Annotated in this window: 14 protein-coding genes; 3 read left to right on the top strand and 11 right to left on the bottom strand. The window is 71.4% G+C overall.

Annotated elements, in window-relative coordinates; genetic code table 11:
* The first annotated feature begins 124 nt into the window (after positions 1-124).
* Positions 125-1,303 carry a benzoate/H(+) symporter BenE family transporter gene (locus tag AC1PK7_RS00715; RefSeq protein WP_481099532.1) on the top strand — a complete coding sequence of 393 codons (1,179 nt, stop codon included), beginning with the start codon at positions 125-127 and terminating at the stop codon, positions 1,301-1,303.
* Positions 1,304-1,324: 21 nt separating this feature from the next.
* On the opposite strand, the gene bphP is transcribed toward AC1PK7_RS00715, so the two are convergent.
* From bphP to AC1PK7_RS00690, 5 genes are all read right to left on the bottom strand, one after another.
* Complete coding sequence (bphP, locus tag AC1PK7_RS00710; protein WP_481099531.1) at positions 1,325-3,229, bottom strand: bacteriophytochrome BphP; 1,905 nt, start codon at positions 3,227-3,229, stop codon at positions 1,325-1,327.
* Positions 3,226-3,825: a biliverdin-producing heme oxygenase gene (locus tag AC1PK7_RS00705; RefSeq protein ID WP_481099530.1), complete on the bottom strand. Its 600-nt coding sequence runs from the start codon at positions 3,823-3,825 to the stop codon at positions 3,226-3,228. The genes bphP and AC1PK7_RS00705 overlap by 4 nt, the downstream gene beginning before the upstream one ends.
* 157 nt (positions 3,826-3,982) lie before the next feature.
* Positions 3,983-5,233: a TCR/Tet family MFS transporter gene (locus tag AC1PK7_RS00700; protein WP_481099529.1), complete on the bottom strand. Its 1,251-nt coding sequence runs from the start codon at positions 5,231-5,233 to the stop codon at positions 3,983-3,985.
* Between the two features lie 664 nt (positions 5,234-5,897).
* Entirely contained in the window at positions 5,898-8,198 is a 2,301-nt protein-coding gene (locus tag AC1PK7_RS00695) for a lytic murein transglycosylase (RefSeq protein WP_481100959.1), read from the bottom strand.
* Between the two features lie 269 nt (positions 8,199-8,467).
* Positions 8,468-8,860 carry a YchJ family metal-binding protein gene (locus tag AC1PK7_RS00690; RefSeq protein WP_019800734.1) on the bottom strand — a complete coding sequence of 131 codons (393 nt, stop codon included), beginning with the start codon at positions 8,858-8,860 and terminating at the stop codon, positions 8,468-8,470.
* Positions 8,861-8,956: 96 nt separating this feature from the next.
* Between AC1PK7_RS00690 and AC1PK7_RS00685 the strand changes: the two genes are divergently transcribed.
* Positions 8,957-9,730, top strand: a complete 774-nt coding sequence (locus AC1PK7_RS00685; protein ID WP_010340843.1) for a sulfite exporter TauE/SafE family protein — start codon at positions 8,957-8,959, stop codon at positions 9,728-9,730.
* Between the two features lie 82 nt (positions 9,731-9,812).
* Here the strand turns inward: AC1PK7_RS00685 and AC1PK7_RS00680 are convergent, their stop codons facing one another.
* The 6 genes from AC1PK7_RS00680 to AC1PK7_RS00655 form a co-directional block, all read right to left on the bottom strand.
* A complete protein-coding gene (locus AC1PK7_RS00680; RefSeq protein WP_481099528.1) occupies positions 9,813-13,640 on the bottom strand; it encodes an ATP-binding protein in 3,828 nt (1,275 codons plus the stop codon).
* 101 nt (positions 13,641-13,741) lie between these two features.
* Positions 13,742-14,422 (bottom strand): DUF4194 domain-containing protein, encoded by a 681-nt coding sequence (locus AC1PK7_RS00675; RefSeq protein WP_420008495.1) that lies wholly within the window; start codon positions 14,420-14,422, stop codon positions 13,742-13,744.
* Entirely contained in the window at positions 14,409-15,878 is a 1,470-nt protein-coding gene (locus AC1PK7_RS00670; protein ID WP_481099527.1) for a DUF3375 domain-containing protein, read from the bottom strand. The genes AC1PK7_RS00675 and AC1PK7_RS00670 overlap by 14 nt, the downstream gene beginning before the upstream one ends.
* 32 nt (positions 15,879-15,910) lie before the next feature.
* Complete coding sequence (gene folE, locus AC1PK7_RS00665) at positions 15,911-16,510, bottom strand: GTP cyclohydrolase I FolE (RefSeq protein WP_010340851.1); 600 nt, start codon at positions 16,508-16,510, stop codon at positions 15,911-15,913.
* 169 nt (positions 16,511-16,679) lie between these two features.
* Positions 16,680-18,029: an MFS transporter gene (locus AC1PK7_RS00660; RefSeq protein WP_481099526.1), complete on the bottom strand. Its 1,350-nt coding sequence runs from the start codon at positions 18,027-18,029 to the stop codon at positions 16,680-16,682.
* A gap of 96 nt (positions 18,030-18,125) precedes the next feature.
* Positions 18,126-18,671 (bottom strand): YdeI/OmpD-associated family protein, encoded by a 546-nt coding sequence (locus tag AC1PK7_RS00655; protein WP_481099525.1) that lies wholly within the window; start codon positions 18,669-18,671, stop codon positions 18,126-18,128.
* 335 nt (positions 18,672-19,006) lie between these two features.
* Here AC1PK7_RS00655 and AC1PK7_RS00650 point away from each other — a divergent pair, with 335 nt between their 5' ends.
* The gene (locus AC1PK7_RS00650; protein WP_481099524.1) at positions 19,007-21,115 is read left to right on the top strand and encodes a methyl-accepting chemotaxis protein; all 2,109 of its coding nucleotides are present in this window, start codon (positions 19,007-19,009) and stop codon (positions 21,113-21,115) included.
* Positions 21,116-21,136 lie beyond the last annotated feature (21 nt).

The raw sequence follows: 21,136 nt of genomic DNA, 5'->3' as shown, positions 1-21,136 counted from the left end.
AACCGTTTTTTTGCGAGCCCTTGCGGCGCTGCGCCCTGCCGGCTCTCCTCTCTATTGGTGAAGGCGCGGCCGATCGCTGGCGTTTGCCCGAGAATGCAGCCTGCGCTCCATCATGGGATTCCGCATGACCGCTGTTGCACGCTCGCTCTGGCGCGACGCCTCGCTGCCCGCGCTGATCGCCGGCTTCGTCACCGTGCTGGTCGGCTTCACCAGTTCGGCGGCGATCGTGTTCGAGGCCGCGCGTAGCGTCGGCGCCTCGCAGGCGCAGATCGCCTCGTGGATGTGGGCGCTGGGGCTGGGCATGGGCCTGACCTGCATCGGACTGTCGCTGCGCTACCGGATGCCGGTGGTCACCGCCTGGTCCACGCCCGGTGCCGCGCTGCTGATCGGCAGCGGCGGCGGCCTGCCGCTGTCCGATGCGATCGGCGCCTTCGTGGTGGTGGCCATGCTGTCCACGCTCGCCGGCTTCTCCGGCCTGTTCGAACGCCTGCTGCGGCGCATTCCGCTGTCGCTGGCCTCGGCGATGCTGGCCGGGGTGCTGCTGCGCTTCGGCCTGGACGTGTTCGTGGCGATGCAGCATCAGCTCGGTATGGCGCTGGCGATGTTCGCAACCTATCTGCTCGGACGCCGCGCCTTTCCGCGCTATGCGGTGATCGCCACGCTGCTGGTCGGCATCGCTGTGGCCGCAGTCAACGGCGCGCTGCATCTGGAGGCGGCGCAACTGCGCCTGGCGCAGCCGGTGCTGGTCTGGCCGACGCTGTCGTGGCAGGCGCTGTTCGGGATCGCGCTGCCGCTGTTCGTGGTGACGATGACCTCGCAGAACCTGCCTGGGGTCGCGGCGATCCGCGCGTCCGGCTATGCGGTGCCGATCTCGCCGACCATCGGCTGGATCGGTGTGGTCAACACGCTGCTGGCGCCGTTCGGCGCATACGGGCTGAACCTGGCGGCGATCACCGCGGCGATCTGCATGGGCCGCGAAGCGCAGGAAGATCCGCAGCGGCGCTACGTGGCCGCGGTGTTCGCCGGGCTCTTCTATTTGCTGATCGGCGTGTTCGGCGCCACCGTGGCCGCGCTGTTCGCGGCCTTTCCGCGGGAGCTGGTGATGGCCATCGCCGGCATCGCGCTGTTCGGCACCATCGGCAACAGCCTGGCCTCGGCCTTGCGCGAGGAACACGAGCGCGAGCCGGCACTGATCGCGTTCCTGGTCACCGCCTCGGGCCTGTCGTTGTTCGGCATCGGTGCAGCCTTGTGGGGCCTGCTGGCCGGCGCGGCGACGCTGGCGCTGTGGCGGCGCACGCGCTGAGCGTGCGTCGCCGGCGATGACTCAGCGCGGATCGCGCAACTGCAGCAACCAGTGGCTGGACACGCCGGAGTGATCGGGCAGCGGTTCGAAGTCGAACTGGCGGTGCACGGCCGTGGTGCCGTCCACGCGCAGCGGCAGGGTGACGTAGGCCGCGCGCCCCTGCCGCAGCAGGGTGTCGATGCGCTGGGTTTCGACCAGCACGGCATCGCTGGCGTACAGCCGCTCCAGGTCGCAGCCGATCAGGTCGGCGACCTCGCGCTCGTACAGTGCGGCGAAGGCCTCGTTGACGAAGGCCAGGCGGCTGGGCCGCGGGCCGTCGCCGCGCTCGACGATCGCCACCGGTTCGCGCAACCGCGACAGCGAGGCCTCCAGCAGGGCGAAATCCTGCTGGAAGCGCTTGCGCTCCATCAGCTCGATCAGCACCCGCAGGCTGCGCGCCGACTCCAGGCTGATCGGCGACCACGGCAGCGCGCGGCCGCGCACGGTCTCCTGCCACAGGTCGAAGCTCTTGCGCGGGGACAACCGCGAACCGGCGATGTCCTGCAGCTTGGCCAGCTGCGGATTGCCGGCCCAGTTGACCGTGCGTACCTGTTCGCGGCGGGTCCACAGCAGGGCGCTGCGCGCCTGCGGCATCAGCGGCACGAAGATGAAGCCGGCCGCCAGCGGCGCCAGATCGGCCAGCGCCGGGAAGGTCTCGCCGATCTGGTCCGAGTGCAGTGCGCCGACCGCGTCGTGGCGCAGCGCTTCGTGATGGGTGGACTCGATCTGTTCGCGGATCCGCGCCAGGTCCTCGGTCGACGGCAGCATGCCGTGGCGGGTGACGTGGTCGCCATGGAACACCGCCACGCCGTCGGCATCGACCACGTCGAGCAGGTCCGAGGCCATCTCGTCGAGCATGGGCGCGGTCAGCATCTCGGCGTCGTTGAAGTTGGTGATCAGCTTCTCGCGCACGGTCAGCAGCACCGACTCGGTACGCGCGCGCGCCACCGCGGTGATCGCACCGATGCGCCCGGCCAGGGCGCGGCTCAGCGCATCGGCGACATCGCGCATCTCGTGGTTGCAGAAATACGGGCGGTAGTGATGGCAGGCGATCAGCCCCCACAGCGCGTCGTTGACCACGATCGAGGCCACCAGGGTGGCGGTGACGCCCATGTTGGCCAGGTACTCCAGGTGCACCGGCGACACGCTGCGCAGGCTGACGTCGCTCAGGTCCACCGGTGCGCGCAGGCGCGGATGCAGCGTGGGCTGGATCGGCGACGGTACATAGCCGACGTTGGCGATCTGGCGTACGCGGTTGCGCAGGTACAGCGCGCGGGCCTGCGCCGGAATGTCGCTGGCCGGATAGTGCAGGCCAAGGTACGGCTCCAGCTCTGCTGCGCGCGCCTCGGCGACCACGTCGCCGTTCCAGTCGTCGTCGAAGCGGTAGATCATCACCCGGTCGTAGCCGATCAGGCTGCGCAGGCTCTTGGCGGCGCGCTGGCAGGCGTCCTCGATGCTCTGGTCGGTCTCCAGCCGGCGCAGCACCGGCAGCGCTTCGCGCAGGGTGGCGTCGGCCAGCGGCGCGTCGCGCGGCTCCAGTTCCAGCAGCCACTGCTCCGGATACAGATGCCAGGCGCCGACCCAGCGCTGCGTCGCGGCCGCGCCCTTGAACCCCACTTCGACATAGGCCAGGTCGCTGCGCTCGGCCGCGTCGGGCAGCAGCCGCGTGCGCGGATCCTCCAGCACGAGCAGGGCGTCGTAGCGCTGTCCGAGCAATGCGTCCAAGGGCCGGCCGAACAGGTCGGCGGCACTGGCGCTGGCCTGGACGATGCGCCCGTCCTGCGGCTCGATCACCAGCAGCACGCCGTGCGGCTGCACCGATCCAGGAATATGGATCGGCTCGCGTGCGCAGGCGTCCATGTCCAGGGGCACGACGATGTCGCTCATGCGGCGATCTCCAGGGCGAAGTGGGTATGGAAGTGCGCGAACATGGCGCGGGCGCCGTCGACCGCGGCCTGTCGCAGCGGCGCGCTCGGCAAGGCTAGCTCCAGGCGCTGCTGGAAATGCCGCCAGGCGGCCGGGTCGGCATGGCCGAGTTCGAAATAGGACAGCGCCGGGGCGACGGCGGGCAGGGTCTGCCGCAGGTGCCGGGCGATCACTCGGCCGCCCAGGCGGGAACCTTCGACCACGTAGAGCATGCCCCAACGCGCGCCGGCGTCGGCGGCCGGCGGCAGCGGCTGCGGCGCTGGCGGGGTTGCCTGCAGGGCATGCAGATCCTGCGCCAGCAGCGGCGTGCGCGGCTGGTAACGCCACTGCGCATCGCCGCAGTCGCGCAGCCAGGCCGCTTCGCGCTGTTCCCAGCCGGCCAGCACCGCGTGATGGCGACGCAGCAGCTGCACGTAGGCGGACAGCGACAGCGCCGGATCCATCAGCGCGCGCATCGCCGGCAGGTCTTCCACGGCCTGGTGCTGCTGCGCAGTGGCCTCGCGCAGCAGGCGCGCAGCGGTCAACGGCAGGGCGGTTCCGTCGGGAGGGGACATCATGCAGGCGACTGGTACAGCAGCCGGCCGGCCGCGACGAAAGAGAGGACACAGCGTAACAATCGCGACCGCGCGGTGCCAGGCGAGGCCGCGCGCGAGCCGCGACGCCCATCCCAGCAAGCTGAGCCGTTCATGCCGGCCGCGCTGCCTGCGCAGCGCCTCAGCCGACGGCCACCCCGGCAGCCGGCACCCGCGCACGGCGCCAGGCCACGATCCAGCCGCCGCCCAGCAGCAGCGCCGCCAGCAGCCACGGCACGCCGGGGAAGTGCAGCAGCGCGTGCGGGCCGATGAAGGCGGCGAACACCCATGCGTACAGCAGCGGCCCGATCACCCCGGCCAGGCTGACCAGGCTCATCAGCGCCCCCTGGATGCGCCCCTGCGCATCGGCGCCGACATGGCGGGTGACGATCGCCTGCGCCGCCGGCCCGGCCACCGCCCACAGCGCGCTGATCGGCACGCCGAGCAGGAACAACGCGCCGCTGCCGGCCACGCTGTAGATGGCGAAGCCGATCACGCCGCAACCCAGGCCGAACAGCAGCGCGCCGCGCTCGCCGAAGCGGCGCACCACCCTCGCCACCAGCACGGCGTTGACCACGATGCTGCACACGCCGACCAGGGCCAGCACCCAGCTGACCTGTTTCGGTCCCCAGCCGAAGCGGTAGTCGGCGAACAGCACGAAGATGCTCGGGTAGACGTAGTGCGCCAAGTTGGCCAGGAAGATCACCGCGGCCAGCGCGAACACCTGCGGGTAGCGCTGCAGCAGGCGCAGCGCGCCGAACGGGTTGGCGTGCGCCCAGTCCACCCGCGCGGTTCGCCGCTCCGGCGCCAGCGATTCGGGCAGCACCCACAGGCCGTAGAGGAAGTTGAGCAGGGCCAGCCCGGCGGCGAACCAGAACGGCGCGCGCAGGTGCAGGCTGCCGAGCCAGCCGCCGAGCAGCGGGCCGACCACGAAGCCCACGCCGAACGCGGCGCCGATGATGCCGTAGGCCTGGGCGCGCTTGTCGGCCGGGGTGATGTCGGCGATGTAGGCATTGGCCGAGGTGAAGCTGGCCGAGAACACGCCGGAGACCATGCGCGCCAGCAGCAGCACCGGCAGGCTCTGTGCCAGCGCCATCACCATGAAGTCCACGCCCAGCCCCAGGCAGGAGGCCAGGATCACCGGGCGCCGGCCGTAGCGGTCGGACAGCGCGCCTTGCAGCGGCGAGCTGACGAACTGCAGGGCGGCGAACAGGAAGCCGAACCAGCCGACCCAGCGGGCCGCGGCAGCGAAGTCCCCGCCGGTGAAGCCGCGCACCAGCGTGGGCAGCACCGGGATGATGACGCCGAAGGACAGCACGTCGATCAGCAGGGTGACGAAGATGAAGGCGACCGCGGCGCGGCGTGAGCGGACAGCGGGAGTCGGAGCGTGCACGGCAGGCCTCCTGGCGGACGCGGCAGTGTAATCGGCGCCGCTGCGGGTGCGGGAGGTCGGAGTGGACAGGGCCGCGTGCCTGCCACCTCGCGGTGGCTGGGCTGGGTGCGGTTGGCGCGATTTGGATCGCAAGCGGCGGAGACCGTCGCGTCGGGACTGAAGTCCCTCCCACAATGGGGGCTGGCCGATCGCGGGCCGGACTGAAGCCCCTCTCGCATCACCGCGGAGGCAGAAGGTGGAAGGCGGACGAGACAGGTGCAGCTGCGGCCGTGGAGGGCATTGAACGGCACCTCCAATAACCTGCATCCGGCGCTATCGAGGCCGGATGCGGATTGCACGGTAGGAGCGGCTTCAGCCGCGACCGGGCTTTACCGGGAACGCCCGTCGCGGCTGAAGCCGCTCCTACGGGACGCTTCCTGCGGTGATTGGGGTGCCATGACGTCTGCGCGCTGGCCCGATTGCGTCGGCACCCCGTCCGGCTACACCAAGCGACTCCCCTCTCCCGTCGGGAGAGGGGTCGGGGGTGAGGGTCCGGCGGAGGCAGCGACGCCACTCATGCCACCAAGGCGCGGCGGCGCAGCAGTTACGGCTGGGCCGTCACCAATGCCCACTACCGGTCCGCAGCGGGCGGTGCCGCCGTCCGGCCGGGGTCACTCGGCCGGGGTCACAACGCCACGACGGAAATCGTCTGCTGCAGCACGTGCTGGGCGCCCGGGGCCAGTTCGATCACCTCGGGTCCGGCGTTGGCCGCTTCCAGGCACACGAACTGGCGCCAGTGCGGGCCGACGTCGGCCATCTTCTGTGCGCCGGCCTCGCCCGGGTTCCAGGCCACCAGGGTGCGGCTGCCGGTGGTGGCGATCTCGATGCGGCGCTGCAGGCCCGGGTCCAGCAGGGTGTAGCGGCCGCCGGCGCCGGTGTAGATGCGGTCGCTGCGGCCAGGATCGCGCGGGTCCTGCAGGCTCCAGTCGCCGTGCTGGCGATGCGCGGTGGCGTAGTTCTCGAACTTGTCGAGGTAGTCCAGGCCGTCAAGGCCCTGCACCCGCACCTGGGTGGCGTCGGCGACGCGGAAGTAGTTGTGCAGCGCCTGGGTGAAGCGGGCGGGCGCGGTGCCGACGTTGTCGGTGACCAGGCGCTGCTCCAGGGTGGCGCCGATGCGCAGTTGCATGCGCAGGCGCAGCGGCAGGTCGTCGAAGTCCGGCGGCGCCAGGGTCAGCACCAGGCTACCGTCGGCCTCGCGCCGCGCGTCCTGCAGTTGCCACGGCACGGTGCGCACGAAGCCGTGCGCGGGGACGGCATCGCTCTGGCCCTGGCGGCCGAAGTATGGCCAGCACACCGGGGTGCCGCCGCGGATCGGGGTCGGCGTGGGCTGCGCGCTCGGCGACAGCCACAGCGCGTCGGTGCCGCCCTTGGGTACGAACGACAGCACCTGGCCGCCGAACAGGCTGATCGCGGCGGTGGACTGCGGGGTCTCCACCAGCAGCGAGGGGTAGCCGTGGAAGTCGCCTGTGCTCAGGCCGGGGACGTCGGACATGGGATGGATGCTCCGTGGCGCGGGGGATTGGGCGAAGGCCGGGTAGGCGGCCGGCAGCCGGAACGCGGTGGGCGGGGTGCCGCCGAACGGCGTCGGGGCCGGCGTCCCGGTGGGGACCGGCGTCGGTGCGGGTGCGGGTGACGATGCCGGTGCGGGCGATTGCGGCGACGGCGGCGGCGGCGTAGCCGGTGGCGTCACCGGTGCCGCAGGCGCGCCGCCGGCCTCGCGGCGCAGTGCGTCGAGGATGCGTTGCCCGGCGCGGCCGTCGGCCGGCTGCAGGCCCAGGCGCTGCTGTTCGGCCTGGATCGCGCGGCGGGTGGCGGTGCCGATGGCGCCGTCGGCCTGGCCGATGGCGTGACCGCGCGCCAGCAGCAGGGTCTGCAGTTCGCGCCGCTCGGGGCGGCCCAGGCCGGGGTCGTCGGTCGGCCAGGCGGCGACCAGCCCGGGCTTGCCGCGCAGCCGGTCGGACAGCAGCGCGATCGCCAGTGCGTAGCTTTCGGCGGCGTTGTAGGCGTAGATCGCGTCGTAGTTGCGGAACACCAGGAACGCCGGGCCATGCACGCCGGCCGGAATCAGCACCGCCGCCGGCGTCTGCGCCGCCAGCGCCGGCAGCGCGCTGCCATCGGCGGCGGTCAGGCCGCGCGCGCGCCAGTCCGACAGCGGCCGACGCTGAGTGCGCCCGGCCAGCGCCGGGTCGAAGCCGTCCGGCAGCTTCACCTCCAGCCCCCACGGCTGGCCGGTCTGCCAGCCGGCCAGCTTGAGATAGTTGGCGGTGGAGGCCAGCGCATCGGGAATGCTGGCGACCAGGTCGCGACGGCCGTCGCCATCGCCGTCCACGGCGACGCGGGCGTAGGTGCTGGGCATGAACTGGGTGTGGCCGAAGGCGCCGGCCCAGGACCCGGTCAGGCCCTCGGGACGCAGGTCGCCGGCCTGCAGCAGCTTCAGCAGCGCGAACAGTTCGCTGCGGAAGAACGGCTGGCGGCGGCCTTCGCAGGACAGGGTCAGCAGCGACACCAGCAGCGGGCGCTTGCCGGAGATGCGGCCGTAATCGCTCTCCACGCCCCACACCGCGACCACGGTCTCCGGGTCCACGCCATACTGTTGCGCCACCTGCGCGAGCAAGTCGCGGTGCGTGGCGAGCATGGCGCGGCCGTCGTCGATGCGCTGGCTGTCGACCAGGCCGGCCAGGTAGTCCCAGATCGGCGTGGTGAACTCGGGCTGGGCGTCGAGCAGCGGCAGCACGCTCGGGTCCGGCTGCAGGCCGGCGGTGAAGCGGTCGAAGGACGCTTCGGCGACGCCCGCCTTCGTCGCGGCCGTGCGCAGGCCGGCCACGCAGCTGGCAAAGGCCGGATCGGGCGTGGACGGCGCCGCCGCGGGTGGGGTCTGCGCGAGCGCGCACGGGGCCGCCAGCAGCAGGATCCAGGCCAAACGCATCATCGCAACATCCTCGCCGACGGCAGGGCCGACATCATAAACAACCGCCGCGTGTGCACTCCGCTCACGTGGTGTGGGCGGAAGACGGCGCGCGACCGGCACTGCATTCTGCGTGTGGCTTGGTTGGCGGATCGCGCGACGCGGAGCCTCGGCAGGCATGGCGTTCGCTATCCGCAGCGCCCGTTCCAAGTGCAGCAGGATCGACGACAGCCCTGCGAACGAACGGGCGGAGCGCGTTCGTCCGCACCGCCAGCGCGACGCGTGCCGGTTCAGTCCAGCGCGTCGAGGTAGTACCAGCGCCCGTCCTCGCGCACGAAGCGGCTGTGCTCGGTCATGCGCACGGCACTGCCGCCGCCGATGCGATAGCGCGCCAGGAAGGCGACCTCGGCGCTGTCGGCGCCGGTCTGCAGCACGCGCTGCACGGTGAGGCCGAGCCAGACCGTGCGCGGGTCGATTTCCACCTGCGGCGGGCAGGTGGACGGATGCCAACTGGCGCGCAGGTAGTCGGCGTCCTGGCGCACGTAGGCGCTGTAGCGCGAGCGCATCAAGGATTCGGCATCCGGCGCCGCGGCGCCGGCGTGGTACGGCCCGCAGCACTGCGCGTAGTCGCGCGGACGGCCGCAGGGACAGGGATCGGCAAGGCGCGGGGCGGACGGTGGCATGTGCCGATTGTGCCGGCTGGCGCGCCAACGCGCACGCCGCGCGCGCGTTGCGGACGGTGGCGGCTATGCTTGCGGGCCCTTGCGCGGAGCGCCGGCGTGCTCGAGTCGATCCCCACCGAACTGCCCTGGCTGCTGTGCATCGCCTTCGTCGCCGGGCTGGTGGACGCGGCGGTGGGCGGCGGCGGCCTGATCCAGTTGCCCGGGCTGTTCGCGACCTTGCCGCAACAGGCACCGGCAGTGGTGCTGGGCACCAACAAGTTCAGCGCCATGGCCGGCACCGGCACCGCCGCCTGGCGCTACGCGCGCCATGTGCGCCTGCCGTGGCGGCCGGTGCTGTACGCGACCGCGACGGCGTTCGTATTCGCCTTCCTCGGCGCCACCGCAGTAAGCCTGCTGCCGAAACAGGCGGTGCGCCCGCTGATCCTGGTGCTGCTGATCGCGATGCTGGGCTACACGCTGGTCAAGAAGGACTTCGGCGCGTTGCACCGCCCACGCCACATCGGGCGCCGCGAACTGGCGATCGCGCTGGCGATCGGCGCGGCGATCGGGTTCTACGACGGCTTCTTCGGCCCGGGCACCGGCAGCTTCCTGATCTTTCTGTTCATCCGCTTCTTCGGCCTGGATTTCCTGCGCGCCTCGGCCGCCTCGAAGGTGGTGAACCTGGCCACCAACCTGGCGGCGCTGTGCTTCTTCGTGCCCAGCGGCAAGATCCTGCTGGCCGCGGCGGTGCCGATGGCCGTGGCCAACGTGGCCGGCGCGGTGACCGGCACGCGGCTGGCGCTGCGCGGCGGCACGCCGCTGATCCGGCAGTTGTTCCTGGTGCTGGTGGTGGTGCTGATCGGCAAGATGGGCTGGGATCTGCTGCACTGAGTGCAGCGCGGTTGCCGCGTGCCTGTCCTCCCAACGCGGCGGCCGCGCGCGTGCCCGTGGGCACACGCGGGCCAGCACCGGCTCAGCCGTCGCGGCGCTTGGCGGTCGCGGGAGGCGTCTTGCGCGCCGCAGGCTTGGCAGCCTTGGCCGGCTTCGCAGGTTTGCGGGCTGCGGCGGCTTTCGCGGTCTTCGCTGACGCCGACCGCGTGGCGGGCTGAGTTGCCGTGGACGGACGTGCCGCCGCTGCGGCGGACTTGCGTGGCGCCTTCGCCGACGCGGCCTTGGCAGCAGGCGTCGTGGCAGCCGTGCTGGCACGTTTGCCGGGCGTCGCTGGCGAGGTCTTGCGCGCGGTCGGTGGTTTGCCGCTGTTGCGGCGACCATCGTCCGCCTTGCCAGATGCGCGCGCCGGCGTGGCAACGGCGTCTGCGGTGGCCTCCGCGGTTGCGTCCGCTGCGGCAGCGGTCGGCGGCAACGGCAGCTCGGCGCCGGCCTGGTCCACCGCCGCGCCGGACTCCACCGCAGGCGTCGTCGCCTCGTTGCGGCTGCGCTCGGGCAGCTTCAACCGATGCGCCTGCTCGTCGTATTCGATCAGCAGTACGCCGGAGTTGTGGCGGCCGCTGATCTCGACGAAGCAGGCGCCGCCGATGAACGGCTCCAGCGTCATCACCGACTTCAGCGGCGTGGCCACCACCATCTGGAAACCGAAGTTCTCGAAGATGTTCATCGCCAGCGCGGTGAACTCGTTGTCGGCCTTGTCGAACGCTTCGTCCAGCACCACCGCGGCGTAGCGCGGCAGTTCGCCGTCCTCGCCGCCGAGCTGGTAGCGCAGCGCCGCGGCCAGGCAGGTGGTGGCCAGCTTCTGCCGCTGGCCGCCGGACTTGCCGGCGCCGCTGCGGTAGATCTCCACCTGCGCACGGCTGTCCGCGTCCAGTTCCACGCCGACGAACTCCACGTGCTGGCGCACGTCCAGCACCTGCTCGCGCCAGCGCCGCAGTTCCGGCTCCTGCGCGCCGAGCCGCTGCACCAGGCCGCGCAGCATGGCGAACTGCGCCTCGGCAAGGGCGCGGTCCTCGGTCTGCTGATGGCCAAGCACGGCGCGCAACTGCTGCTGGAACTCCTGCACCTCGAGCAGGCGCCGGTCGCTGACTTCGATGGTCAGCAGGGTGCCGCGGTTGAACGGCACCTGCTCCAGGCTGGCGTTGACCTCGTCCATGCGCTGCTTGATCGCCTTGTGCGCTTCGGCGGTGTAGCGCTGCAGGGCCAGCAGATTGTTCTTGCTCTGGGTCTGCAGCAGGTCGAAGAAGCGGCCTTCGTGGCGCGGCAGGCCGTCGCTCTCCAAGCGCTGCAGGCGCGCCAGGAAGTCGTCGGCGCTGGCCAGGCTGACGGTGAAGTCGCCGCTGTCCTCCGGCCACTGCTGGCAGTAGCGGCGGAAGCAGTCCAGCACCTGCTGGCTCAGCCGCGCGTCCTGCGCCTGGCTCTGCGCCAGCTGTTCGCCGAGCCCGCGCTCGACGCTGCGCAGATGCGCTTCCAGGTTATCCAGGCTCAGCGGCGGCAGCGTGGCCAGGCGCGCGTCCAGCCCTGCGACCTGCGCCGGGCCGATCACCGCGGTGGCCACGCGTGCGGCGCAGGTCTCGCGCTGCGCCTCCAGACGCGCGCGCTCGCGGTTCACCTGCGCGCGCTCCAGGCGCACGTCCTCGTAGGTGCGGCGCGCCTGGTCGCGGCGCGCGCGGACAGTGGCGATCTGCTCGCCCAGCGCACGCAACGCGGTGTCGCCTTCGCGCAGTTGCAGCAGTTGCTCGGCGATGTCGCTGAGGCGCTGCAGCTTGGGTGCCACGTCGATCTCGTCCCACTCGCGCTCGGCCAGGGTGTGCGCGGCCAGTTGTCGGCCCTGGTCCTGTTCGCGCTGCTTGCGCAGGGCGGCGACGTCGGCATCGCAGGCGGCGATGCGCTGCGCCAGGGTCTGGCCCTCGCGCTCGTAGACCTTGAGCTTGTCGCGGTTGTCGTAGCCGAGCAGCCAGCGCTTGCGGTCGCCGACCGCGTGGCGGTCGTCCTTCTCGTAGCGGTCGCCCGGATGCTTGACCTGGCCCTCGCGGGTGATCGCACGCTCGGCATCGCGCAACTGCGCCACGGTGTCCACGCAGGTGTAGTCGAAACGCCGCGCCAGTTCCTGGCGCAGCCACGGCGCATAGGCGTGGTCGCGCAGCTCCAGCTTGCGCAGCAGCGACTTGGCATCGGGCTCACGCTGTTGCAGCGGCGCGTTGTGGCGCACGCGGAAGTACACCAGGCGGGTGCCGAGCTGGGTCTTGTTGACCCAGTCGGCGACGCTGGCGTAGTGGCGTTCGTCGACCAGCAGCGACTGCGCGAAGCCATGCAGCACGCGCTCGATCGCGCCGCGCCAGGCAGCCTGCTCGGCGTCCACCTGAACCAGCTCGCCGACGAACGGCAGGGCGGCTTCGGACAGTCCCGTTTCGGCGCACAGCCGCGCGCGCAGCGCCTGCATCGGCGCGGGAATGCTCGAGGGCGCCTTCAGCAGCGCCTCGATCTCGGCGCGGATGACCGCGAAGCGGCGCTCGTCCTCGCGGCGCTCGGCCATGCGCTCGGCGATCGCTTCGTCCAGGCTGCTGGCCTCGCCGGCGACGCCGTCGCGCAGCGCGCGCGCTTGCGCCACCTGCTCGGCAAAGCCGGTGGCGCTGCCGGCCAGGCCCATGCCGAGTTGGCGGCAGGCCTGTTCGACCTGACTGCGGCGGCGCATGCGCTCGTCGCGCTCGCGCTCGACGCGGCCGCGTTCGCGCTCCAGCGCCTCGACCTGTTCGCCGCCCTGCGCGCGCTGCTGGGTCTCCAGCTCGGCCAGGGTCTGCTCGTGGTTATCCAGCGCTTCGCGGCGCTGCCCTTCCTCGCCGGCCAGGCCGCGGTCCTGGGTGTCCAGTTCCTGCAGGCGCGCGTCCAGCAGGCCCAGGCGGCGCTGCTCGCGGTAGCCGTCGATGCCCAGCTGCAGTTCGCGCAACTCGCCGACGCTGTGGCGCAACGCCAGCAGTTCGGCGTGGTAGTCGCGCGCCGGGGTCAGGGTTTCCACCTGGCGCCGCGCGGTCACCACCGCGTGGTGCGCGCCGTCGAGTTCGGCGAAGTCCTCGACCAGGCGGTCGGCCGCCTCGAAGGTGCGCGGCTCGTCGAGCATGAAGCTGCGCAGGAAGGCGTTGAGGTCGCCCAGGTTCTTCGCCGACTGGGTCTTGTGCAGCAGCCGCAGCGCCATCTCGTTGCCGATGCCGAGCAGGTGGCGGAAGCGCTCGGCGTAGCCGGCGAAGCTGTCGAAGTGGTGCACGTCCTCGCCCAGGCGCAGCTTGAGCCGGCGCAGGTCCAGGTCGAAGCCGTCCAGCTCGGCGGCCACGTCGAAGCCACGCGGGACCACCATGTAGTGCTTGCGCACGTCGGCCGCGGCGGTGCCGCTGCCGGCGATCCAGAACAGCCGCACCAGGCTGACCGCCTGGCCGTGGGCATTGCGGTACTCCAGCGCCAGCGCCGACCAGGTCGCGCCCTTGCGCAGGTACTGGGTGGCGATCTCGCCGGAGGCGCTGTCCTGCTGGTCGGCCCAGGCGCCGCGCACGTAGGACACCAGGCTGCGGTCGCGGCCGCTGCGCTCGGCCTCGCGCGCGGCGGCGTTGAAGTCGACGATGCTCGGCGGCGTCAGCAGCGCCGACATCGCGTCGAGCAGGGTCGACTTGCCCGAACCGGAGCGGCCGACGAACAGGAAGCCCTTCTCGGCGATCGGCACGTCGGTCAGGCCGTTGAAGGTGCCCCAGTTGTGCACCTGCAGGCGACGCATGCGGTACTGCTGCGCGCGTTGCTCGGCCAGGGTCTCGGCGAACAGGGACGGGGCGACGGGGACGGTGGACGATTCGGACAGGGACGTCATCGGAAGCTCATCGGGAAAACGGACGCGGCCCCAGGGCGGACCGCAGGGCCGGCGCGCAGCGGCCGGCAGGCGCAGGTACGGCCGCTAGCCGTGCACGCCACTCACGGCGCCGCCTCGGCCGCGCCCTCACGCAGGCCGCGGTAGGCCGTCGCCAGCGCCTGCACGTCTTCGGCCGAGAACAGCAGCTTCAGCGCCGGCGAGACTTCGTAGCGGTCCTCGCTGCCGCGCAGCTTGGACAGCAGGTGGTTGTCGCGCATCTTGGCGATCGCCGCCAGCACCCGCCGCGCGAAACCGGCGCGATCGGTGGAGACGTTCTTCTCGTACACCGACAGCACTTCCAGCAACTGCGCCTCGTCGACCACCGCGCGCTCGCCGCGGGTGTCGGCCTCGGCCAGTTGCTGGCGCAGGAACAGCAGCAGCACCGACTCGATGAAGGTCAGCGGCGCCGTGCGCAGCAGCGCCGGGGTCTCCAGTTCGCCCGTGTCGGCCTGGCGCGCGAACGCCACGCCGCCGTCGCGGTCCAGTACCAGTTCCAGGAACAGCTCGCTCAGCACGCGGCGGATCGCCGCCTCGTGGCGCAGCAGCGCCGGCCACAGCGGGCCGTGCCGGTAGGCATCGACGCTGGGGCCGGACAGCAACTGGCACAGCGCGCGCCGCGCCTCCAGCGGCAGGCTGCCGCTGTCGCCGGCGAACAGCGCGGTGCCGCCATCGGCCGCAGCGGAAGTGGCGGCGACATCGCCGGCATCGGCGTCGTGGCCGTGGAATTCGTCAGACCAGCTCATTGCGTTTTTCCTTGGTGAACCACACCAGCGGGATGCGTGCGCGCCGGACCTGGCCGTCGCCGCCCTCCCATTGCACCGCTTCCCATTCGCCGTCGACGACCACGCCGTGGCGGGTACCCAGCGCCAGGTAGCCGATCACGCTGCCCAGGCCCTGTGCCGCCGGGCGCTGCCGCAGCGCCTCGCCGATGCTCAGTTGCGGCTGCCGGCCGAGCAGATCGTGCAGGTCGTTGCGCAGGCCGCGCAGGTCGATCTCCGATTGCGCCACCAGGTCGCCGACGCTGTCCAGCGAGATCGTCGCCGCCTCGGCCGCCTGCACCCGCCCGTCCACCTGCTGGCTGCGCGGATCGTGCAGGCGCCACTGCGACAGCGAGCGCAGCCGCGCGCTGCTCAGCGGCAGCACGTAGCCGGTGGCGGCGGTGGCATGCAGGTGATCGCGCAACTGCAGCGCCTCGCCCTGCGCCTGCTTCAGCAACTGGTTGAGCCGGCGCTGCTCCAGGTAACCGCGGCTCTGCACGAACCCGCGCAGGCTCCGCGCGAAATGCTGCATCACCTCGTGCACCTGGCCGCCGCGTTCGAGCAGCGTGCCGGTGAGCCCGCGCAGGAAGGCGCGCTCGTAGCGGTCCAGGCGGCGGGCGAACCCACGCGCCAGCAGCGCCTCCAGCGCCGCATCCAGCTGCACGCTCTGCTCGGCATCGTTGAGCAGGCTCCAGAACGCCTGGAAACTGCGCCCGGCCTCGCTCTCGCCGATCACGTCGATGCCGGCGAACAGCTTTTCCAGTACGTCGCCGCGCGCGCCCTCGTCGTCGATGATGCGCTCGCGGAACTCGCGGTTGAGCCGCTCGAAATCGTCGCGGACGCGGCGAAAGTCCTCGGTCAGGTCGTCGGACAGGCGGATGATGTCGCGGGTGCGTTCCAGCGCGCGCTTGCCGTCCAGCGCAGCCAGCTTGCCGGCGGCCACGCGCTCGATCTCCGCGTCCAGGCGCTCGCGCTCGGCGCGCAGCGCGGCCAGGCGCGCGTCCGGATCGGTCTCGGTCTGCCCGGCCAGTTGCACCAGCTGCTGGATCACCAGCGACAGTCGGCTCTCGGTGGCCACGCTGGCGCTGTCGCGCACGCCGGCGATGAAGCGGATCGCCTGCGCCGCCTGCCGCGACAGTTCGTACTCTTCCTGCGCATCGCCTTCGGGCAGGCGCCGCTCCAGCCAGCCCTGCGCCAGCCAGTGCGCCACGTAGGCCTGCGCGGTGCGCGGCAGTTCGCGCGACAGCTGGTCGTCCTTCAGCGCATCGAGCTGGCGCTGCAGGCGTTCGTGCAGCACATCGGCCGGCAGCCGCCGCTGGGCGTCGCCCAGCAGGGTCTGCAGCAGGCCGATCAGCTCCGGGGCATGGTCGGCGGCGAGCAGCTTCCACAACGGCTGTTCGCGCAACTGGCGATAGCCGGCGATCCGGACATGCGGCTTCATGCAGGAACCGACCGCCACCGCATCCGCAAGACTCAGCGCGCCCGCTCGATGAAGCGCAGGAACTCGGCGCGGGTGCGCGCGTCCTCGCGGAAGGTGCCGAGCATCTTCGAGGTGACCATGCTGACGCCGCGCTTGTGGATGCCGCGGGTGGTCATGCACTCGTGCGCGCCTTCCACCACCACGCCCACGCCCAGCGGCTGCAGCACGTCCTGGATGCACTGGGCGATCTGCGCGGTCATCTTCTCCTGCACCTGGAAGCGCCGCGCATAGGCCTCGACCACGCGCGCCAGCTTGCTGATGCCCACCACCTTGCCGCGCGGCAGGTAGCCGACGTGGACCTTGCCGATGATCGGCGCCATGTGGTGTTCGCAGTGGCTTTCGTACTCGATGTCGCGCAGCACGATCAACTCGTCGTAGCCGGCCACTTCCTCGAAGGTGCGCAGCAGGTACTCGCGCGGATCGGCGCGGTAACCGCTGAACCAGTCGCCATAGGCCTCGGCCACGCGTCGCGGGGTGTCCAGCAGGCCCTCGCGGGTCGGGTCCTCGCCGGCCCAGCGCAGCAGGGTGCGCACCGCGTCTTCGGCCTGCGCCTGGGTCACCGGGGAAGTGGAGTTGTTGTCTGGATCGGCCATGGGGGGAACGCCCGTGAGGGGGCTGCATGGTACCCGAGTCGCCTGGCAGCCGCCGCATGCGCGGCACCTGCACAGCGGGGCGACCCGGCCGATACCGGGTGCGCCGTTCAGCGTCCGCCTGCGCCGCGCGCGGGCGACGCGTGCACCGCCCTGGCCACCCCCGCGCCGGTCAGCGCCGGCGCGCGTGCATCTCGCCCTCGTGGTCCAGCCAGTTGGACCCCTTGTTGGTCAGGAAGAACATGTACACCAGCAGCGACACCGCGATCACCGCCGTGGCGTACCAGACGAAGGTGGTGACGTGGCCGGTCTTCAGCGAGGCCTGGTACAGCAGCGGCGCGGTGCCGCCGAAGGCCGAATTGGCCAGCGCATAGCCCAGGCCCACGCCCAGCGCGCGGATGTGGGTGGGGAACAGTTCGGCCTTCACCACCGCGTTGATCGAGGTATAGCCGGTGAGGATGACGAAGCCGGCGGTGAGGATGGCGAAGGCGCTCAGCCAGTCGCTCTGCCTGGGCAGCTCCAGCACCAGGAACCAGGTGTAGAGCACGCCGCCGATGCCGAAGAACACCAGCAGGGTCTTGCGCCCGATGATGTCCGACAGCCAGCCGCCCACCGGCTGCATCAGCATCAGCACGATCAGCGCGGCCAGGTTGATGATGGTGCCGGCCATGACGTCGTCGCCGGCGAAGGCGGTCTGGATCATCTTCGGCCCGGTCACCGAGTAGGTATAGAACGCCACCGTGCCGCCGGCGGTGATCAGGAAGCACAGCAGCAGCGGGCGCCACTGGTGCACGAACAGCTCGCGCAGCGAGCCGGAGGACCTGTCCTTGCCCTGCTTGGCCGCGGCGATGGACTCGGAGGTCAGCGACTCGTCCATCGTGCGCCGCAGCCAGAACACCACCAGCGCGCCGATGCCGCCCAGGCCGAACGCCACGCGCCAGCCCCATTCGGAAATCTGGCCCTTGTCGAAGAAGTGCAGCATCCCGAACAGCACCGCCTGCGCCAGCACATGGCCGCCGACCAGGGTGACGTAGTGGAAGGAGGACAGGAAGCCGCGCCGCCCCGGGATCGCCGCCTCGGACATGTAGGTGGCGCTGGTGCCGTACTCGCCGCCGGTGGCGAAACCCTGCAGCAGGCGCGCCAGCAGCAGCACCACTGCCGCAGCGCCACCGATGCTGGCGACGGTGGGCGTCACCGCGATCAGGAACGAGCAGGCCGCCATCACCGACACCGACACCGTCAGCGCCAGGCGGCGGCCGTAGCGGTCGGCGAAGCGGCCGAAGTACCACGCGCCGATCGGGCGCATCAGGAAGGTCACCGCGAAGATCGCCCACACGTACAACGTGGCGTTCTTGTCCTCCTTGGAGAAGAACTGCGACTCGAAGTAGGTGGCGAACACCGAGTAGACGTAGACGTCGTACCACTCCACCAGGTTGCCGGCCGAGCCCTTGAGCGTGTTGGACACCGAACGGCGCAGGCTGCCCGGTGCGGCGGCGGCGGACGAAGAGGTGGGTGCACTCATGCGGTGGGCCTCATGGATGGACGTGCGGAAGTGTAGACAGGCGCGTGCGAGGATCCTGTCGCGACGGCGGCCACGCCAGGCGTGCGCGCCATGCCCTCATTGCGCCTGCGGCGCGGCGAAGGCCTTGCTGTACATGCCCGAGCGGTCGAAGCAGCAGACCCGCCGCTTGCCCGCAACGAGCATGTCGCAGGTGCTGGCGATGCGCTTGACCCGCGTCTGCGCCTGCTTGCCCGCGCCGATCCAGAAGATCCAGTCGCGGCGCGCCACCGTGGTCAGCGTGTCCCAGGCCGCGCGCGCGGACGGATGCGCGGCCAGCGCGAGCGCCAGATCGTCGGGCACCGCCGGTTCCGGCTCCACCGCCACCGGCGCGATCTCCAGGGCCACCGTGGTGCCGACCTCGGCTGCCACGGCCGCGCGCAATGGCGCCTCCACCCGCAACCAGTGACCACCGTGCCCATCCGGCTGCAACGTGGCCTGGAACGGATGCCCGGCGAACAGGCCCTCCACGCTGGCCAGGCCGCGCGTCGGCAGGGCCGCGCTGGCCGCCGCGGGCAACCGCAGGAAATACCAGGTCGCGTCGGGCGGTGCGGCCGGACGCAGCAAGGTCGCCTGGAAGCGGATCGGGTCGGGAGTGCCGGTCATGCGCGGACCATAGCACCGGGCATGGGCCTGGCCATGCTGCACCTGCGCGCGGCGGTGGCGCGGCGCGACCCCGGTCCTGCCGGGCAGCAAACGCAGCGCCCTGCCCGACGCGGGCCGCCACCGTCGGCGCCGCAGACAGGCACAGCGTCACGTTCCCCGCACCGCGCCGCGGACACCCAGGCCCCATCCCTTCAGTTCGACCCGGCATCGCCGCTATTCATGCGCCGGCCCCGGGACCAGCGCCATGCGCGCGTCACGCGGGCGCAGGCAACCTGCCTGCCCGTCCGCCGTCACCCACCGTCGATCCCTCTTCCTTCCCCCACTCCCCCGATCCCATGCACGTCCTTTCGCATCTGCGCATCGGCCAGCGCCTCGCGCTCGGCTTCCTCACCATCATCGTGCTGATGGTCCTGCTCACCGTGGTCGGCATCCAGCGCGTGCACAGCATCGACCGGCGGCTCACCGCGATCAACGAGGTCAACAGCGTCAAGCAGCGCTACGCGATCAACTTCCGGGGCAGCGTGCACGACCGCGCCATCGCCCTGCGCGACGTGGTGCTGCTGGACGATGCGGCCAGCCGCCGGGCGACCGAGCAGACCATCGACAAGCTGGCCGGCGACTACGCGCGCGCCGCGCAGCCGCTCGACGCCCTGCTCGCCGCCTCTACCGACGCCCAGGAAAAAGCGATCCTGCAGCGCATCCAGGGCATCGAGGCGCGCACCATGCCGCTGATCGCGCAGGTGCGACAGTTGCGCGATGCCGGCGACACCGTGCAGGCGCAGGCGCTGCTGCTGCAGCAGGCGCGCCCGGCCTTCGTCGACTGGCTGGCCAGCATCAACGCCTTCATCGACCTGCAGGAAGCCAAGAACCGCCAGGCCGCCAAGGAGGCGATGGCCACCGCGCGCGGCTTCGCGTTGCTGATGGTCGGCTGCACCGTGCTGGCGCTGCTGCTGGGCACGCTGATCGCCCTGCTGCTCACCCGCCGCGTGGTCCGCCCACTGCGGCAGGCGCTGGGCCTGGCCGAGCGCATCGGTGCCGGCGACCTGAGCAGCCCGGACACCGCCACCACCCACGACGAGGCCGGGCAGTTGCTGCGCGCCATGCAGCAGATGCAGCGGCGCCTGCACGAGGTGATTTCCGCGCAACGCGAGATGGCCGCGCGCCACGACGCCGGCGCCATCAGCTACCGCATGGACGTGCAGCGCTTCCCCGGCGAGTACGGGCGCATGGTCGCCGACACCAATGCGCTGGTCGATGCGCACGTGCAGACCCAGTTGCGCATGACCGAGGTGATGGGCCGCTACGCCATCGGCGACCTCAGCCAGGACATCGCCCAGTATCCCGGCGAGAAGGCCGCGATCACCGCGGCGATGCGGCAGGTCAAGCAGAACCTGCACGCGATCAACGTGCAGATCCACACCCTGGCCGAAGCCGCCTGCGCCGGCAACTTCGCCCACCGCGGCCAGCCGGAACAGTTCGAGCACGCCTTCCGCACCATGGTCGAGAACCTCGACACCATGATGGCCACCGCCGACGCCAACCTGGCCAAGTTCTCGGCACTGCTGCGCTGCATCGCCGACGGCGACCTCACGGTGCGCATGCGCGGCAACTTCCATGGCGTGTTCGCGGCCATGCGCGACGATGCCAACAGCACCGTGCACCGCCTCACCGACATCGTCGCGCACATCCAGCGCACCACCAACAGCATCGGCTTCGCCGCCGAGGACATCGCCAGCGGCAACCAGGAACTGGCCAAGCGCAGCGAGCAGCAGGCGGCCAGCCTGGAAGAAACCGCCGCTTCGATGGAAGAACTGACCTCCACGGTGAAGCAGAACGCCGAGCACGCCCAGCGCGCCAACCAGCTGGCGCTGGGCGCGGCCGGCGTGGCCAGCGAAGGGCGCGACGTGGTCGGCCAGGTGGTGGCGACCATGGACGGCATCCAGGCCGCCTCCCGGCGCATCGCCGACATCATCGCGGTGATCGACGGCATCGCCTTCCAGACCAACATCCTAGCCCTCAACGCCGCGGTGGAAGCCGCCCGCGCCGGCGAGCAGGGCAAGGGCTTCGCGGTGGTGGCCGCGGAGGTCGGCACGCTCGCGCACCGTTCGGCCGGCGCGGCCAAGGAGATCAAGACCCTGATCGACGACTCGGTGCAGCGCGTGGCCCACGGCGCCACGCTGGTGCATCAGGCCGGCGCCACCATGGACCAGGTGGTGGCCAGCGTGCAGCACGTCACCGACCTGATGGGCCAGATCTCCGCCGCCTCGCACGAGCAGGCCAACGGCATCGCCCAGGTCAACCAGACCATCGCGCGCATGGACGAGACCACCCAGCAGAACGTGGCGCTGGTGGAAGAAGCCAGCACCGCGGCGCGCTCGCTGGAAGAGCAGTCCGCGCAACTCACCCAGGCGGTGGAAGTGTTCAAGGTCGGCGCCTACGTCTGACCGCGGGCGGCCGTGTCGTTC

It is taken from the genome of Xanthomonas sp. NCPPB 3174, assembly GCF_056725205.1.
This window is presented reverse-complemented; position numbering and strand designations above follow the sequence as displayed.

What these genes read in the sequence shown, in the direction of transcription:
- AC1PK7_RS00680 (WP_481099528.1), bottom strand. Translation starts at nt 13,640, where the DNA reads ATGACGTCCCTGTCCGAATCGTCCACCGTCCCCGTCGCCCCGTCCCTG.
- AC1PK7_RS00655 (WP_481099525.1), bottom strand. Translation starts at nt 18,671, where the DNA reads ATGACCGGCACTCCCGACCCGATCCGCTTCCAGGCGACCTTGCTGCGT.
- AC1PK7_RS00660 (WP_481099526.1), bottom strand. Translation starts at nt 18,029, where the DNA reads ATGAGTGCACCCACCTCTTCGTCCGCCGCCGCCGCACCGGGCAGCCTG.
- bphP (WP_481099531.1), bottom strand. Translation starts at nt 3,229, where the DNA reads ATGAGCGACATCGTCGTGCCCCTGGACATGGACGCCTGCGCACGCGAG.
- AC1PK7_RS00705 (WP_481099530.1), bottom strand. Translation starts at nt 3,825, where the DNA reads ATGATGTCCCCTCCCGACGGAACCGCCCTGCCGTTGACCGCTGCGCGC.
- AC1PK7_RS00715 (WP_481099532.1), top strand. Translation starts at nt 125, where the DNA reads ATGACCGCTGTTGCACGCTCGCTCTGGCGCGACGCCTCGCTGCCCGCG.
- AC1PK7_RS00675 (WP_420008495.1), bottom strand. Translation starts at nt 14,422, where the DNA reads ATGAGCTGGTCTGACGAATTCCACGGCCACGACGCCGATGCCGGCGAT.
- AC1PK7_RS00695 (WP_481100959.1), bottom strand. Translation starts at nt 8,198, where the DNA reads ATGCGTTTGGCCTGGATCCTGCTGCTGGCGGCCCCGTGCGCGCTCGCG.
- folE (WP_010340851.1), bottom strand. Translation starts at nt 16,510, where the DNA reads ATGGCCGATCCAGACAACAACTCCACTTCCCCGGTGACCCAGGCGCAG.
- AC1PK7_RS00690 (WP_019800734.1), bottom strand. Translation starts at nt 8,860, where the DNA reads ATGCCACCGTCCGCCCCGCGCCTTGCCGATCCCTGTCCCTGCGGCCGT.
- AC1PK7_RS00670 (WP_481099527.1), bottom strand. Translation starts at nt 15,878, where the DNA reads ATGAAGCCGCATGTCCGGATCGCCGGCTATCGCCAGTTGCGCGAACAG.
- AC1PK7_RS00650 (WP_481099524.1), top strand. Translation starts at nt 19,007, where the DNA reads ATGCACGTCCTTTCGCATCTGCGCATCGGCCAGCGCCTCGCGCTCGGC.